The sequence below is a fragment of the Exiguobacterium sp. s163 genome (genome assembly GCF_018617135.1).
GTDB lineage: Bacteria > Bacillota > Bacilli > Exiguobacteriales > Exiguobacteriaceae > Exiguobacterium > Exiguobacterium profundum.
The window spans coordinates 403,185-420,175 of the sequence record NZ_JACSJN010000001.1; the positions used below are offsets into that span (position 1 = coordinate 403,185).

Here is a 16,991-nt window from a genome sequence, read left to right on the forward strand (position 1 = left end):
TCTTACTTGAATTAAAGAGATACAATCAACATCTTAACACGCGAGAATCGTCATTGACAACGACTCGACTTGAATGTGTGCTGGGTTTCGTGCGAGCGGAACGAGACTTGCCGTTTCTCCTTGAACGTAAACGTTCCATTTCGCATCGCTCTCAAATGAAAGCGAGTCGAACGTACCGTTCACATAGACGCGAACCCGTTGCCACGCATCGTAAGAATGACTGGCCGTCAACTCATAGATAATGACGCCAGGCGGCGATGGGAGAAACGTGAAATGGTCAATGACTTCTTGTCTCGAATCATAGCGGAAACATGTATGGAGTCGCCGTAACTTCAAGAGCGTCTTCACATACTCGATGTCTTTGATCCGTGTGTCACGAAGATCCCAATCAAAATGATTGATGTGATCGGGTGAATTATAACTGTTCTCGACACCATGTTTCGTGCGTCCGAACTCTTGACCGGCATGGATAAACGGGATGCCTTGAGATGTGATGACGACCGCATTGGCAAGACGTTGCATGGCAAGACGAGTCGTCTCATCGACTCCTTCACAAGATAACATTAACTTGTCATAGATCGTATAGTTGTCATGGGCTTCCGCATAATTGATGGAGTAAGCCGGACTCGGGAAACGTCCGACCGTCACGTTCGGAATATGCACGGCTCCGGTGAGACACTCTCGAAGTTCCCACTCTCTCCACTCATTGCCAGAGATGAATCCGCGTTCCCTGTCATTAAACGTTGACCCTTTCAATGCATCTCGAATCATATCGTTGAAGTGTCCGATACGAGGCATGCGTGCAGCATTTTGTGACGTCGCCTTCAACGACTGTCCAAGCGGTGTCGCTAAGTCCCACCCTTCTCCATAGACGAGAATGGAGGGATCCACCTTATCGAGCGCGGCCCGTACTTGATTCATCGTTTCGACATCATGAATCCCCATCAAATCGAAGCGGAACCCATCCACTTGATAGGTTGTTGCGAAATACGTCACGAAGTCGACAATCATACGTCGCATCATATAGCGTTCTGAGGCCGTGTCATTCCCGACACCGGTTCCGTTCGCTATCGTCCCGTCGTGCTCGTATCGAAAATAATAGTATGGTACGAGCGCTTCGAGTGGGGATTGTTCTCGAATATAAATATGATTCATCACGACGTCTGTAACGACTCGAAGACCAGCTTGATGCAAGTCAGAGACGAGTGTCGCATATTCGAACACACGACTCATCGGCACATCGGGCCTTGAGGCATAACTTCCTTCAAGCGCGAACCAATGAATCGGGTCGTAGCCCCAGTTGTACGGCATACGCGTCGCCTCATCGACACTTCCAAAATCATGAACAGGAAGCAACTGGACATGGGTCACGCCAAGTTCTTTTAAATAGTCGAGTCCGGCACTATTGCCTTCTTTCGTCCGAACTCCTTTTTCAGACACCCCACCGTACAGCCCTTTCAATTGACTCATCGATGAGGGGTGGCTTGTGAAGTCTCGGAGGTGCAACTCATAGATGACGGCATCCGTTGCCTTCCATAAAGGGGGGCGCACGGCTTGTTCGACCTGTTTCTTGACAAATCGCGCCACATCTTGCAATACGCCATACTCACCGTTCAAACTGACGGCTCGCGCATAAGGATCGACGACTTGCCTCGTATCGACCGGTGTTTTCACTTCTAAGCGATAAAACATACCTTGGAACGCTTGTGGTATTTCACCACTCCATTCCCCGCGTGCGCCGCGGTTCATGTGAAATCGCTCAATTTCTCTGTGATTCGTATCATCATGCACTGTAATCCACATGGATAAAGCAACCGGAGACCATACCGTCACTTCCATTCCGTGCGGCGTAAACGATACGCCGAGTGGACCATCATATGAGAAACGCCGTTCGAATTCCTCTGAACGGACGATTTCTCTTGGTACGACAACCGTCGTCTTTTGACCCGGGTGGCAGACGGTGTATAACGTTTCTAAAGAGATTGGTTCCTTTAAACGAAGGATTTGTTCGACCTTTCCGGATTCCGTCACAAACTGTTGCTCGACGAGGTAGTCGACCGGGCGTCCATTCTGTTCGATTTGTACTGGAACGGATTCATATTCGCGCACAATCTCAAGTTGTATGGTCTCAAATGATACGAAAGACGCGCTCTCGATGGTCACATGTGAGGCGGTCTTTTGATCTGGTGTGTGATGCATATGCGTCCCTTCCTCTCAATCACTGATCCATGAATTGACGAAACGGTAACTTGGCAGTCACTTCTAATACGGTGGCAACGTCACGAATCTGCTGTGCTTTTACAATCGGTGCACGTCCGTTCACTTGTTTCATCCATTCCGTATATTCGTTACGACCGACATATTGGGTCGATCGAACAGTTGGAACGTTATCAAAATATCCATTTGTCGCAATGACGACTTTTTGTAGCACACCCGCATAATGCGGTAGAACTTGACGAATCAGTTCCTCTGTCCGTGTCAATGCGATCAACGGGTTCACTACACGGGTATTTTCCCCTTTCAGCGGTTGATGAACCCATGTCTTCTCTTTCGATATGTGATAGATACTTCGATCGCCTTCAAGCCATTCTATGATATACAGATGCGTCGGTCCGATGATGAGGTGGCTCAACTCAACCGTTGCACCATTCCATTCGATGACCGGTCGATACAAGAAAAAGTGTCGTTCGTTCCAATCGGTACGCATCACACGATAGGCGAAGTCACGAATAAACGCCAGATGTGGTAAATCCGTCTCAAGCACCCCTTCACAAGCGAATTGAAGCTTTTGGATATGCCGGCGCTCCCTTAACAGCTTTTGATATTGCGATTCAGAGAGCGGCTTTGGCTCTAATTCAATTCGCTCCGTCTTCGCCCAAAACTTCCACCACGGTCTTTCGATTTCGAGCACTTCGACCGGATTCAAGCGATTGTTTTCATGAAGGCGCTGTAGGCGTGCCGTATCGGATTCCACATACTCCAAATAACGATTATATTGATCTAATACATCACGTTCATATTTTGAGATTACGTCAAAAATTTTAACCGGGATTGCCATATATCCTCCTCTGGCCGTCTTAGCGGAAATACGTCTACTGCTCGATAGGCAGGTGTATGAGTCGGCTGTACTTCATATAAAATTAATTCTTCTACTGATTCCGTCGCGTGAAATTCAGGGGGGACGTACGGGACACGCTCCCCTTCGCCCCATTTTTTAGCGAGCGTCACGTGAGGGACAAACGACTTCCGGTCCAATCTTGGAATCACATCAACTAGTTCATGGCGGAGGGTATGCGCCAACCGTTGAAGGGGTTCGGAGTCATCCGGAACAATGGTCAAAACGCGGGGCCGATCCGGTCGCCCAAAATGGTCGATGGCTCGAAACTCCAACGTGAATGGTAATGTTTTCGCACAAATTCTACGCGTGATTTCTTTTACTTCGTCTAATTCATCCCCATCCACGCTTCCTAAAAATTGCACTGTGATATGGAACTCTTCCGGTCGATAGATTCTTCGATACGAATAATAAGGTAAGATGGTTTGCTGTACGTCAACCAATTCAGTCGCTTCAATGGGAATCGCAATAAAGTAATGCGTACTCATCTCATTCATCCTTTCAGATTGCGACGTGACATTCCGATCCAAATCAACGCTCCTAGTGCCGTGACGATGGTATACATCCAAAACACGCCTAAAATATCGTCAAGTTCAATGATTTTACCACTCAGCATATTAAATCCAGCTGTCGCGAGCCCGGACGTCAATGCCATATATACCCCGATGGCCGTCGAGGAAACTTGCCGATCGACGAGCGTCCGAACGAATTGAAGTGCGACGGGAATCAAAAGTCCGACGACGAGACCTTGTGCAATCGCGAGGAGCCACACGACCCAAATCGGTGGTTCTAACGCAAGTACCCCGTTTCGAACTACCGAGATGATAGCGGCCCCGACAAGAACGCTGACGTTTCCATAGCGTTCAACCAATTGGGACGCCACTTTCATAAACGGGATTTCAAATAACACTGCCACGAGGAATAGCGTTCCGACCAACGTCGTCGAGCCACCGCTGTTTGTCACGTAAAGGCCGAAATAATAGTTATTCGCGTAAATCGGTCCAAAGACGAGCATCCCACCACATAAGAAGAACACAAAGCGTTTGTTCCAAACAGCCGTCCATGAGAGCGGCGCCAACGTCACATCGCGAATCGAACTTTTCTCAGGAATCATTCGAACAAATACGCTGCCAAGTATTAGTAAAACAGCGCTCAACACGAATGTACTAGCCAGTCCCCACGTGCTATCAGATATTCGTCCCATTGCAAAGACGGCAATGGCAAATCCCGCTGAGCCATAGAGTCGAATTGCACCGTAATCAACTTTCGACCGCGTCGTATAGTCGAGTGTCATCATGTCCACAAGCGGGATGTGAGCACATTGGAAAACGGACCAAATCACCATAAGTATGACAATCCAAATGTAAGAGGTCGCCACTAAAAACGTGAGAGAAATGAGTGCGGCGCTCAGCATCGCCAAAATCAACCAAGCACGGACTCTCCCCGTCCGGTCGGTCAACATCCCCCACAATGGTTGCACGCCGATGGATAGAATCGGTAAGATGGCCACCACAATCCCGACTTGGCTAGGTGTCAACCCAAACTTAGTTTGTGAAAAGTATAAGGTCATATAAGGGATCAATGCCCCTTGCGCGAAGAATATCGCGACGTATACAGACTGAAACATTCTTTTTTGCGAATCCAATGATAACTTCCTTCCTAAAGGACAGAGAGCCGACTATACCAGCCAGCTCTCCTTGTTTCTTATTTAGCGAGCTCGTAAATGGCCTCAGCATAGATTGCCGCGGCACGTAATAAATCTTCTATCTCCATATATTCATCGACCTGATGCGCCACATCTTTAGCACCTGGGAACAATGCACCAAATGCGACACCTGCCTCGAGCGAACGTGCATACGTACCGCCTCCGATGGCCATCAAGTTTGCATGTTCTCCCGTTTGACGCTCGTACACGCCTGCTAGTGTCTTCACGAGTGGGTGATCTTCTGCCACATGATGAGGCGGCATATGTTGACGGGTCTTCAACTCGAACCCAAATGACAAAGCGATTTCACGTAGGTTTTGTAACCGTTCTTCGAATTTGGCCGTATACGGATAGCGAATGTTGACCGTCGCCGTACGCTCTTCTTCATTGTATCGGAAGACGCCGCCATTAATCGTCAAGTCGCCCGTCTCATCGCTCGCTTCAATCCCAAGCGAAATCCCACGAGAATCGGCGAATACGTGACGGACGAATTCAACATAGCGCTCGCCTTGAATATCAAGTGGAAGATGTAACAAGAATCCAGCGAGGACGTAGGCCGCGTTGACCCCGTTATCCGGTTCCATCGCGTGCGCCGCTTTTCCTTTCATCGTAAACGTATATGTGCCACGGTCGTATTCACACGTTCCGTCCGCTTCATATTTTTCGAGATAGGCCTCGAACTTCTCCTCGAGTACCTCATCCGTCTTCAATTCGGCTTTCGCGAAGTCCGGCACCATATTCGGACGCTCCCCACTCGTGAATGACACGAGATGGTAGGCAGAACCTGGTACACGTTGAATCGGTAATTGAGTCAACACACCATCATACAACCCTTTTTCAGCATTGATGATCGGGAAATCCGCATCTGGCGCAAATCCATACGTCGGCATTTGTTCTTGTTTGAAATACTCGCGGACACAGCGCCATTCGCTCTCTTCATCGCAACCTGAAATCAAACGGACCCGCTTTGAAAGTGGTAGCCCGAGCTCTTTGACAATTCGTAGCCCGTAGTATGCAGCCATAGATGGCCCTTTATCATCGTTACTTCCGCGTGCCACAATTTTCCCATCAGTCGTGATGGTCGGGTTGAACGCGCCATACGTCCATCCATCCCCTGCTGGGACGACGTCAAGGTGACATAGGATGCCGACAATTTCCTCCCCGTCTCCATACTCCAAATGTCCCGCGTAACCTCCGACATCTTTTGTTTTAAATCCATCTCGCTCACCGATTTCAAACATGTAGTCAAGTGCTTGACGAACCTCCGGACCAAACGGCATGTTCGGTGCAGCTTTCGATTCATCGAGTACGCTAGGGATTTGAAGTAACCCTTTCAAATCTTCTAAAAATGCGTCTTTACGATTGTCGACTTCCTGTCTCCAATTCATGTTCATCTCCCCTTTTGCGAATGTTCTCTCTCTTACTAGTATATCCAAATGTATGAAAGACGAACATTCATTTAGAAAAGTTTTTTTCGTTCGTGTTTCAGCTTCTTTTCGATGTAAAAATATAATCTTCATTCGATATTTACGTTCATAATCAAATCTTTACAAACAGATTGTTCGTGCTTTCCACTTGCATTTTTGCTCAAGAGCGGTATACTAAAGGTGTAATTTTAGAAAATAACAATTTTATATTTCATTTTGTCGTCTGTAGGTATGGTTTATTATTATTCTACACATTGGGAGGTTATCCAATGAAAGGCTCAACAGATCGGATGTTAACGCGCATCAAGTCCATTTATTTGTTCATCAATGAAAGGGAATCCGTTACCACTTCAGAACTAGTAGAAGAGTTCGGCATCACGTCACGTACCGTGCAACGTGATTTGAACGTACTTGAGTACAATAACCTTGTGGAGAGCCCTAGCCGTGGCACGTGGACTTCATCAAAACGTTCACTCAAGACGGCAAATTGAATTGTATATGTATATTCAAGAGACCTGCATGCTAGGTCTCTTTTTTATGAATGAAGGTTTTGTGGTTTTAGATTGTATCAATTGCTTAAGATGAGGTGATGATGTGAAAGAAGAAATAATGAAGTACATAGAGGACAATTTCCCAAACCTATCTGGAGAAGTCCATCTAAGATTCGAACTTGGCGAACCGTATAAAAACGGAACGGATGAGAGAATAGAGCAAGTTGTAAACAGAGTAACTACATTGTTCGAGGAAGTGTTTCAATCTGATGATTACATCCATATCTTTATCAAGGATTGGAACGAAACAGAGGACATCATGTTCGGGAATACCACTCCCGAATATTTGTATGGTTTATTCATGAAACAACAGATTGAAGAAGAAACGTTATTTGAATTAAATGAAGATATTGACGAAATAACAGGGGAATTTATAGAAATCAAACATGAATATAAAGCAAAATTTGTATCCTCGCAGATCAAGTCAATCTCTTACGAGAAAATCCTTAGAGGTATAGGAAATTACGAGCAAGGAAGAGAACCTTCAATTGGACAAGCTGTTTACTTTATTAGCACCGAAAAGAACATCGTGTTTCAAATGTACGATGATCGAGGTTGTATCATAAGTTCAAATGAAGTTGAACCACTTGTTCCTTTGTATCACAGATATAACGACTGGTTGGTTGACTCTTGGCGTGATGATTTTGATGCCATTTTCAAAAAGATATAATCGAAAAACAGAGCTTTTTATACAAAAAGAGAATCCGTCCCATCAGACAGATTCTCTCATCTTCTTATGATTGAAGAAACAGTTGAACTTCTTCTTCCGTCAACTCACGATATGCCCCGAGCTCAAGCGTCTCATCGAGTTCTAACTTTCCGATTTGAACACGCTCCAATCGTTCGACATGTTTGCCGACCGCCGCGACCATTCGTTTCACTTGGTGATATTTCCCCTCAGACAACGTGAGGCGAATGACCGACCGACGTCCGCTCTTGCTCAGTATTTCAAGACGGGCCGGCTTCGTCGTATATCCGTCCTCTAACTCGACCCCATTCGCGAACGTCTTGATATCCTCTACTGTCATCTCCCCGTCGACCTCGGCGATGTATACTTTGTCGACGTGCTTGCGAGGTGACATGAGCGCATGATTGAATGCGCCATCGTTTGTGATGAGGAGCAGTCCCGTCGTGTCCTTATCGAGACGACCGACCGGGAAGAGGTCATAATGGGTATACTCAGAATCAATCAAGTCGATGACTGTCGTCTCGACTTGATCTTCAGTCGCACTGATGACCCCTTCCGGCTTGTTCATCATGAAATAGATGTAGGGACGATACTCAACCACTTCCCCGAACACCGTGACTTTCTCTGATGCTGGGTCGACGTGCCGTTTCGCATCTTTTACAGGTGTCTCATCGACTCGCACTGCTCCTTGTTTCAATAAGATTTTTACATCTTTTCTTGAACCATATCCCATGTTCGATAGCAATTTATCAATTCGCATTATCCGTTCCTCCGATATTCAAAGCGTTTCCCTAGTAATTTCCCTGCGAGATGGCTCCGCCACCCGAGGTATCCATATACGAGAACGCCGATTGTCACTCCCACGATTGTCGCAAAAATGTCGTTCCCCCAACTCGCCTCATCATTCATTGTAACGAGAAGAGAGAGGAAGACGGCAGCGAACATCGCCCCACCCATCAAGAACATCAAGATGGTGCGACGAAGCAGTTGCTTATACGGGAAGTGGAGCGTTCGTTGAATCATCCATACCATGAGAATAATGGCTACGATGTATCCAGCGATGGTCGCGTACCCGGCTCCGATTCCGCCGAGCCAATAGACGAGCGGTACGTTCAATGCAAGTTTCGTCAACAGTCCCATCGATGTGGCAAAGATGGTGAAGTACTGACGGTTAATCCCTTGGAGAATCGCAGCCGCGACCGAGTAATAGGCCAAGAAGAAGGCACTTGGTGCGTAGTGGAACAAGTATACCCATCCTTCACGGTCACCCGGGAACAAGGTGCCAAACAATGGCTCCGCAAGTGCTACGAGACCAATGACCGCAGGAATCGTTACGAAGAACGAGACTTGGAAAATATGGTTTACTTGATTCCGAACTTTTTGCATGTCCCCCGTCGTGAACGAACGAGTCACAAGCGGGATCGTCGCCATCGATACACTCGCCGCGACAGAGACTGGAATCAACACAATTTTATGGGCGTTCCCGGTCAAAAAGCCATACGCCGACGTTGCTTCAGAAACGGTCGCACCCGTACTGAGCAACGTATTGACCATCGTCAACTGGTCAATCAATTGATAGAGAGGGGTCGATACCCCGACCATCACGATTGGAATCGAATAGCTAAGCAATTCGAGCAACAACGATTTCATCGAGCGGACCGGTGTGCCCGCCGGATTCTCTGTCTGACGATGAATGTCTTTTCGACGTTTCCAATACATGATGAGCACGGCGAAACTACCGATTGCCCCGATGAATGCACTGAACGTCGCAATCGTGACGGCAATGACTTTCAACCCGTTCAATTCAGTCGTTTCAACAGATTGCGTCCCTCCAAGGGCATTGGCAATCGGTTGAATGAAGTTTGAATCCGCAAAGACGAACAAGACGAGCATCGTTCCACTGAGGAGGAACAGGATGCGTACAATCTGTTCGACCACTTGTGAGATTGCCGTCGGTGCCATGTCTTGATGTCCCTGGAAATAACCACGTACCATACTCATCGCCGGGATGAGCAGTAAGGCAAAACTGACGCTTCGTGTCACGAGGGTGAGTGAGTCAATGTATTGCTGATTGTTCTCTGAGTTTCGGACCATCAGTTCGGATAACCATGGTGCTGCAAAAAAGAGTAATAAAAAAGCGACGACACCGGTCGCAAGCATCAGCTTCATCCCTTGTCGGAACAGTCGTTGACTTGTCCCGTATTCTCCTAGTGCATTATATTTTGCGATAAATTTCGAAACGGCAACGGGAATCCCTGCCGTCGAAATGGAAATCATGATCGCATAATACGTATATGCTGCTTGATATAATGTCACTCCGGCAATCCCGACCATCGCTTGGAACGGGAACGTGTACAGTAGTCCTAACATTCGGGAAATCAAGTTTCCCGCTGATAAAAGAAGCGTTCCTTTGACGAAGGAGGCTCTTCCAGAATCTTGTTTGGCGCTTGATGACATGAGGTACCTCCATCTATAAATCAACGATTTCAATGAATTCGGTTTTACAAAACAACCGCTTCTCATTATACTCTTACTGTTACGGATAATAAAGTTACGATAATTTTACTAATCATATAGATGAAGAAATGAGGAGATACCCTATGAAAGATGTCATCGTCATCGGTGGAGGGCCGAGCGGGCTCATGGCAACGTATGCAGCGGCAAAAAGTGGCGCTTCGACCTTGCTAATTGATAAAGGTTCAAAACTTGGTCGGAAATTGGCCATTTCAGGTGGAGGACGTTGTAACGTCACGAACCGAAAGCCAATCGATGAGTTGATTCAGTTCATCCCAGGCAATGGTCGTTTCTTATACAGCGCCCTTGCTCAGTTCGACAATCAATCGATTATCGACCTCTTCACTGGATTCGGGATTCCGCTGAAAGAGGAAGACAATGGGCGCATGTTCCCTGTGACGGATAAGGCACAGGATGTGGTCAACACGTTGCTTCGGGCGATTGAAGACCTCGGCGTCGAGATTCGAAAAAAGGCTGAAGTCAAAACGCTACATTTTAATGAAGAAAACGAGTTTCATGCGGTCGAGTTGATGGACGGTGAGATGCTCGAGGCAAAAGCTTGTGTCGTCGCGGTCGGCGGACAGTCTGTCCCACACACCGGTTCGACCGGAGACGGCTATCCATGGGCACAGAAGGCAGGACACACGATCACCGAACTCTTCCCGACAGAGGTGCCAATCACATTGAATGACGCGTTCATCGGAACGAAACAACTTCAAGGATTATCGTTACGGGACGTCGCTTTGACGGTGCATGGTAAAAAAGGGAAGGCGATCAAGACGCATCAGGGAGACATGATTTTTACCCATTTCGGGATTTCAGGTCCAATCGCGCTCCGTTGCAGTCAGTACACAATCAAAGAACGGAAACGCAGCAAAGAGCAAATCGTCCTCTTGTCACTCGACCTCTTCCCAGACACGTCACGAGATGAGCTCGTTCAGGAACTGTGGAACCAAGTGCAGAGCCAACCGAAGCGTACCGTTAAAAACGTATGGAAAGGCTATATCCCCGAGCGACTTCTTGACTTGTTGCTCGAAGAACTCGCATTTGGAGAAGAAGACGCGAGTCAGTTGAAGAAGCAATCCGTCATTGATTTCGCAACACGTTTGAAAATGTTCGAGATGCACGCCGTCGGGACACTCGACTTTGATAAAGCGTTCGTCACAGGTGGCGGCGTTTCGGTTAAAGAAGTTGCACCACAGACGATGATGTCAAAGAAGGCACCAGGTCTCTTCTTTGCCGGCGAAGTACTCGACATCCATGGATACACGGGTGGCTACAACATCACGGCCGCCTTCACGACAGGACATTGCGCCGGATCGCATGCAGCCAAACTGGCGACAGGGCGGTAAAAGGTTCGGTCAAACGCATCGTCTGCGTTCTATCATGATCACTAAACAATTAAAAGGTTTGATCCTGTCTCATTCAGGGTCAAGCCTTTTAACATTCTTTTCAACTTAATTTTCCAATTCCATCACATCTCGATACTTGTATTTTTCTAAAATCTCATGATCTTCTTTGAAGGTCCATTTGGGAATCGACAGTTCTGGGTGCGCCGTCAAATAGTCATGGAGCACATCCCTCCCTAGAATATAGTTACTCCAACGTGGCATATCTTTTTGATAATTACCGACTACAAAATCGGTGAAGGACGTTTCATAATCATTCACTCGACTTGCAATGTGTTCCATGGTCGCATCATCTAATTGCACATGCCATGGGGGAGAAACTCCTTTGACAATCCGATCAGCAAATGCGTCCGCTTTCCCTTCGACAATAATAGACTCCAGAATCGAACTAAGATTGTATTTGTTTTGATCACGAAGAATCAGATGATGATACTCGTGAGCCGTCGAATAGGCTAGCACATCTTTGTCAAAATCTGTATCGAGAAACAAGATGAATACGTCTTTGTATGCTGCTGCGCCTACTCCTTTCAACGGTTCACTATCGTAAAAGAATTCAGGATTATATGGTGCAATAAACACTGTGCTCTTCTTTTTGGGTAAGATTTGATTTGAATCTGCATATGTCGATGCAATAATCTCTTTAATCTCCTCATGCTGCTCGATTAATTTGTCTAACTGCTTCAGCAATTGTTGCTTATGAGGGGTCGGCTTTAGATTAAAATCAGTTTTTAATCTAGATGTATCGATTTTTTCTTCCTCTCCGACTTCACCTATGTAATCGAGTACGTATTTTTTGAAGTTTTGTTTGCTCTCCTCCGAATCGGTTGATTCAAGGGATGCGTTCAAATATTGTTGGTATTGCGTATAGAGTGGGACGATTGTCAATTCATTCTCATCGTTAATTTTTATCGTTTCGATTGAAACGTCAGGCTCTGATTTTTTAGATTCTAACTCTTTTTCATCCTCACTACACGCTGCTAACAGAAGTGCTGAACTCACACATAACATACTAATCAATTTTTTCAGTTGAACGACCTCCATCCCCATGATCAAGATCTTTTACTCGCTTACTTATGTTAAATTATACCATAAATTACTCCCATGACCTTTCTGATACCATCTAATACCATCATGTCGTCACGACCATCACAACAAAAAAACGGCTTGAACCCTTTGTAGTGAGGACTCAAGCCGTTTGTGATTATTCTTTCCCTGCGATTTGACGACGCACTTCTTTTTCGAGCTCCGGCTCCGGTGGCATCCATCCTTCAGGTTTCATGACTTTATTGTCCGATTCGCGTAAAATCGGCTTCCCGTCCGGTCCAAGTTTCGCCATATTGGCACGCTGGACGATTTCAAACAACGGAACGGGATCGAGTCCGAGTTCAACGAAACTGCCCATCACAAAATATAACGCGTCCGTTAACGCATCCCCTTGTCCGACGAGACGTTCCACATCATCCGATGGCGGTGCGTCTTGCAACGATTTTTGGACCGCTTTCTGGAATCCTACTTGGAATTGCTCGATGGCTTGTAAAAACTCTTCTTCCGATTGCGAGGATTGATGCAAAAACTCGACGACCGCTTCCTCTGCCGTCCAAACCGAGCGTTTTGTCGCACGATCAAGCGTCAACGGTTGCGGCGATTTTGCTCCTGGATGTCCAAAAGTTTCATGAAATTGTTTCACTTCTTCAAAAAAGTAACGTTTGCTCATCTGTTCTTCCCCCATTGTTAGTCCACAGACACGAATGCATCCAAATCGAATACTTCCGGGTGGACGATTGCAAAGATTTCATTGTCTTGTAAAAACATACCGGTCGAGTCATATACGCGAGGCGTCACCATCTGACCGTTGATGGTCTCTTCTTCCGGATTGACTGTGTAGAGGACGAGCTCTTCTGAGTCGAGCACGTAGATGCGTCCTTGTCTCTCGACAAGGCCGACTCCTTCGAATCGCTCAAACTTCTGTTGGATCGAGGCGCTCATCCCGTCAGCAGACAACGCTTGGCGTGAATCAAGCATCCATTCGGTTTCGGGCTCTTGATTTTCTTCTTCCGCTTGTTGTTCGTTCGACTCATTTTCAGGCGCGTCTTCAGATACAGCCGATTCGCTCGAGGCGTCGTCATTCGTCGAGACGTTCTCTGTCGTTGTGTCTTCCGATGATTCTTCTGTTTTTGGAGTAGCCGTGTCAGCATCAGTTGACGCTTCTGATGATTTGTCATCGGCTGGAGTCTCCGGTTCGATCTCCCGTTCTTCGATATAAAGGAGCTCAAGGTCCGGTGTATCCGCCAAGCGATTCATCATGAACAGACGCTTCGATTCCCGGTCATAACCAAGACCAAAGATTCGGTCTTCCGACACGAGTCCTTTGATTTGTTTACGTGGTCTCTCGACCCAGCGTCCTTCTTCTCGCTCGATTGTAATGAGCGTACCGTTCGCTGAGACCGCATACACAAGATCTTCTTCGACCATGCGCATTCCGATAAAATCATCGAGGCGCTGTTTCCCTGAATTCTCAAGTTGAAGCACCGAATTGACGCGCGTTCCGTTTCCACTCACCTCAAAAAATTCAGCTTGTTCGGTTAAGACCAAATATGCCCCGATCGTGTCACTGTAGTACACTTCATCGATTTGACTGATTTGTTCGAGGGCATCGGTCGTATCGATATCTTCATCATCCTGCGCCGCTTCCACGGGTGGAAGGGATGCCGTTTGATGACTCGTTTGAATATCAATTTTTTCAAATGTCGAGGCGACCTGTCGTTGAATCTCTTCATCTGAAAAGACAAAAACATAACAAAGGATCACACCGACCACGACGGCACATAGTGTCGTGTATAGCACATAAGAACGTTTCATGGACATGTCGTCCCCTTCTACTTCAGTATCGCCCTTTAGTGTATCAAAACCGTCCATAAAAGAAAATGACCTCACCAAAAAGAAAAGAATGTGCGACAATGTCACACATTCTTTTTGTTACCCCACTACAATATTGACGAGTTTTCCAGGAACGACAATGACTTTACGAACCGTCTTGCCTTCTGTGAACTCTTGGACACGCTCGTTCCCGAGTGCTTCCGCTTCAAGTGCTTCTTTTGATGCGTCACGAGAGACGTGCATTTTCGCACGGAGTTTCCCGTTCACCTGGATGACAACTTCAATCGTGTCGCTCACAAGTTTTGACTCATCGTATGTCGGCCAAGCCGCATACGTTAACTCTTCCGTCATACCCATCTTCTCCCACAACTCTTCAGACAAGTGCGGCGCGACTGGTGACAGCATCTTGATGAAGTCGACCATTTGCGATTTCGGCAACGTCTCTTGTTTGTTCGCTTCATTGACGAAGACCATCAACTGCGAGATTGCCGTGTTGAAGCGAAGGGCTTCATAATCCTCCGTGACTTTTTTCACCGTCTGATGATACGTGCGTTCAAAGTCGGCAGTCGGCGCCACGTCTGCGAAGTTCGTCTGATCGAACAAACGCCAGACGCGGTCGAGGAAGCGACGTGCCCCGTCAAGACCATTCGTCGACCATGCGATGGCCGCATCAAGTGGTCCCATGAACATTTCGTAAAGACGGAGTGTATCGGCTCCGTGCGACTTCACGATATCATCCGGGTTGACAACGTTCCCACGAGATTTCGACATCTTCTCGTTGTTCTCACCGAGGATCATTCCTTGGTTGTAGAGTTTTTGGAACGGTTCGCTCGTCGGGACGACACCGATATCAAAGAGTACTTTATGCCAGAAACGTGCGTAGAGCAAGTGAAGAACGGCATGCTCCGTACCCCCGATATACAAGTCGACTGGAAGCCAACGCTTGAGTTTCTCAGGATCCGCAATCATCTCTTCGTTATCTGGATCGATGTAACGGATGTAGTACCAGCAGCTACCTGCCCATTGTGGCATCGTGTTCGTCTCGCGACGACCTTTTTCCCCTGTGACCGGATCTGTATACGTCAACCACTCTTCTGCGTTCGCAAGTGGCGACTCACCTGTACCAGATGGTTTGATTTCATCGATGATCGGAAGTTCGAGCGGAAGTTCTTCGACCGGTACCGTCTTCATCGTTCCGTCTTCCATATGGACGACCGGAATCGGCTCGCCCCAGTAACGTTGACGGCTGAACAACCAGTCACGAAGACGGTATGTCGTCTTCGCACGCCCTGTGCCACTAGCTTCGAGCTCTTCAATGATCGTCTTGATGGCATCGGCTTTATTAAGTCCGTTCAAGCTACCAGAGTTGACGTGCTCACCGTCTTCGACGTAAGCCGCCTCTTCCACGTTTCCACCTTTGACGACTTCACGGATCGGGAGGTCGAACGTTTTCGCAAACTCATAATCGCGCTCATCGTGTGCAGGAACGGCCATGACCGCACCTGTTCCGTATGTCGAGAGAACGTAGTCCGCTGTCCAAATCGGAAGTTTCTCGCCGTTCACCGGGTTGATCGCATAAGCGCCCGTGAAGACACCTGTCTTCTCTTTGGCAAGGTCTGTACGCTCGAGGTCCGTCTTCTTCGAGACTTCCTCAATGTATGCTTCGACTGCCGTCGATTGTTCAGGCGTCGTGATCACTTTAGTGAACGGATGCTCTGGTGCGAGTGTCACGTATGTCGCCCCGTGAAGCGTATCTGGACGTGTTGTGAATACTGTGACGATCTTATCATGACCGTCGACCTTAAAGTCGACCTCGGCACCGACCGATTTGCCGATCCAGTTGCGTTGCATCTCTTTCACGCTCTCAGGCCAATCTAGACCTTCCAAGTCTTCAAGCAAACGCTCTGCGTATTCCGTGATACGAAGCACCCACTGCTTCATCGGGACACGGTAGACAGGGTGGTTCCCACGCTCTGACAAGCCATCGATGACTTCCTCGTTCGCAAGGACCGTACCGAGAGCCGGGCACCAGTTGACCGCAACTTCATCGACGTATGCGAGGCCACGTTCGAAGAGTTGCGTGAAGATCCACTGCGTCCATTTATAGTATTTCGGGTCCGTCGTGCTAATTTCACGGTCCCAATCGTATGAGAATCCGAGTTCTTTCAACTGACGGCGGAACGTCTCGATGTTGCGCGCTGTGAATTCACGCGGGTCGTTCCCTGTGTCGAGTGCATATTGCTCGGCAGGAAGACCGAACGCATCCCAGCCAATCGGGTGAAGGACGTTATATCCTTGCATCCGTTTCATACGAGCGATGATATCCGTCGCCGTGTAACCTTCCGGGTGACCGACGTGAAGACCAGCACCGGATGGGTACGGGAACATATCAAGGACGTAGAAACAATCCTTCTCCGGGTCTTCTGTCGTTTTAAATGCTTCTTTCTCTTCCCAACGCTTTTGCCACTTAGGCTCGATTTCTTGATGTTTAAAATAACTCAACATTCTTCCTCCTCTGCATAATAAAAAGCCTTCCGTCCCCGAAAATGGGACGAAAGGCTTGAAAGCTCTCCGCGGTACCACCCATGTTGCATTGCTGCCACTTGAGACGCCGGTAACGAGGCGTAACCCCGGTCTTCCCTACTCGTTTCAGGAAAACAGCTCCAAGGCGAGTTCACAACATCCGCTTATCGATTCACACCATC

14 protein-coding genes and 1 other annotated feature (1 of these 15 only partly in view) are annotated in these 16,991 nt (G+C 47.5%); of the genes, 3 read left to right on the forward strand and 11 right to left on the reverse strand.

From position 1 onward, the window contains the following. Positions 1-33 precede the first annotated feature (33 nt). The 5 genes from pulA to pepV are packed head-to-tail and all read right to left on the reverse strand — an operon-like array spanning position 34 to position 6,208. Positions 34-2,199: a type I pullulanase gene (pulA, locus tag KNO71_RS02105; protein ID WP_214687034.1), complete on the reverse strand. Its 2,166-nt coding sequence runs from the start codon at positions 2,197-2,199 to the stop codon at positions 34-36. Positions 2,200-2,218: 19 nt separating this feature from the next. Beyond that, complete coding sequence (locus KNO71_RS02110; protein WP_214683945.1) at positions 2,219-3,058, reverse strand: NERD domain-containing protein; 840 nt, start codon at positions 3,056-3,058, stop codon at positions 2,219-2,221. Beyond that, positions 3,028-3,603, reverse strand: coding sequence for an RNA 2',3'-cyclic phosphodiesterase (gene thpR / locus KNO71_RS02115; protein ID WP_214687036.1), 576 nt, complete (start codon positions 3,601-3,603; stop codon positions 3,028-3,030). The genes KNO71_RS02110 and thpR overlap by 31 nt, the downstream gene beginning before the upstream one ends. Positions 3,604-3,608: 5 nt before the next feature. Next, a complete protein-coding gene (locus tag KNO71_RS02120) occupies positions 3,609-4,760 on the reverse strand; it encodes an MFS transporter (RefSeq protein ID WP_078147219.1) in 1,152 nt (383 codons plus the stop codon). A 59-nt stretch (positions 4,761-4,819) separates the two neighbouring features. Beyond that, positions 4,820-6,208: a dipeptidase PepV gene (gene pepV / locus KNO71_RS02125; protein ID WP_214687038.1), complete on the reverse strand. Its 1,389-nt coding sequence runs from the start codon at positions 6,206-6,208 to the stop codon at positions 4,820-4,822. A 308-nt stretch (positions 6,209-6,516) separates the two neighbouring features. Between pepV and KNO71_RS02130 the strand changes: the two genes are divergently transcribed. Both KNO71_RS02130 and KNO71_RS02135 read left to right on the forward strand, forming a co-directional pair. Continuing rightward, on the forward strand, positions 6,517-6,738 hold the full coding sequence (locus KNO71_RS02130) for a DeoR family transcriptional regulator (RefSeq protein ID WP_012726776.1): 222 nt from the start codon (positions 6,517-6,519) through the stop codon (positions 6,736-6,738). A 103-nt stretch (positions 6,739-6,841) separates the two neighbouring features. Next, entirely contained in the window at positions 6,842-7,468 is a 627-nt protein-coding gene (locus KNO71_RS02135; protein WP_078147221.1) for a DUF3885 domain-containing protein, read from the forward strand. A 64-nt stretch (positions 7,469-7,532) separates the two neighbouring features. Here the strand turns inward: KNO71_RS02135 and KNO71_RS02140 are convergent, their stop codons facing one another. Together KNO71_RS02140 and KNO71_RS02145 are read right to left on the reverse strand one after the other, a co-directional pair. Beyond that, complete coding sequence (locus tag KNO71_RS02140; protein WP_214687040.1) at positions 7,533-8,246, reverse strand: pseudouridine synthase; 714 nt, start codon at positions 8,244-8,246, stop codon at positions 7,533-7,535. Continuing rightward, positions 8,246-9,943, reverse strand: a complete 1,698-nt coding sequence (locus KNO71_RS02145; RefSeq protein ID WP_074036450.1) for a putative polysaccharide biosynthesis protein — start codon at positions 9,941-9,943, stop codon at positions 8,246-8,248. Before KNO71_RS02145 ends, KNO71_RS02140 begins: the two co-directional genes overlap by 1 nt. Positions 9,944-10,086: 143 nt before the next feature. On the opposite strand from KNO71_RS02145, the gene KNO71_RS02150 reads away from it, so the two are divergent. Then, entirely contained in the window at positions 10,087-11,352 is a 1,266-nt protein-coding gene (locus KNO71_RS02150; protein ID WP_214687042.1) for a BaiN/RdsA family NAD(P)/FAD-dependent oxidoreductase, read from the forward strand. Between the two features lie 105 nt (positions 11,353-11,457). On the opposite strand, the gene KNO71_RS02155 is transcribed toward KNO71_RS02150, so the two are convergent. The 4 genes from KNO71_RS02155 to leuS form a co-directional block, all read right to left on the reverse strand. Next, the gene (locus KNO71_RS02155; protein ID WP_251026344.1) at positions 11,458-12,456 is read right to left on the reverse strand and encodes a DUF2268 domain-containing putative Zn-dependent protease; all 999 of its coding nucleotides are present in this window, start codon (positions 12,454-12,456) and stop codon (positions 11,458-11,460) included. Between the two features lie 154 nt (positions 12,457-12,610). Further along, positions 12,611-13,123 carry a pyrophosphohydrolase domain-containing protein gene (locus KNO71_RS02160; protein ID WP_147536597.1) on the reverse strand — a complete coding sequence of 171 codons (513 nt, stop codon included), beginning with the start codon at positions 13,121-13,123 and terminating at the stop codon, positions 12,611-12,613. 17 nt (positions 13,124-13,140) lie between these two features. Further along, positions 13,141-14,268, reverse strand: a complete 1,128-nt coding sequence (locus KNO71_RS02165) for a hypothetical protein (protein ID WP_251031923.1) — start codon at positions 14,266-14,268, stop codon at positions 13,141-13,143. A 117-nt stretch (positions 14,269-14,385) separates the two neighbouring features. Then, a complete protein-coding gene (gene leuS, locus KNO71_RS02170; RefSeq protein WP_078147224.1) occupies positions 14,386-16,791 on the reverse strand; it encodes a leucine--tRNA ligase in 2,406 nt (801 codons plus the stop codon). Between the two features lie 39 nt (positions 16,792-16,830). Next, positions 16,831-16,991, reverse strand: a binding site (T-box leader) (it continues 55 nt past the right edge of the window).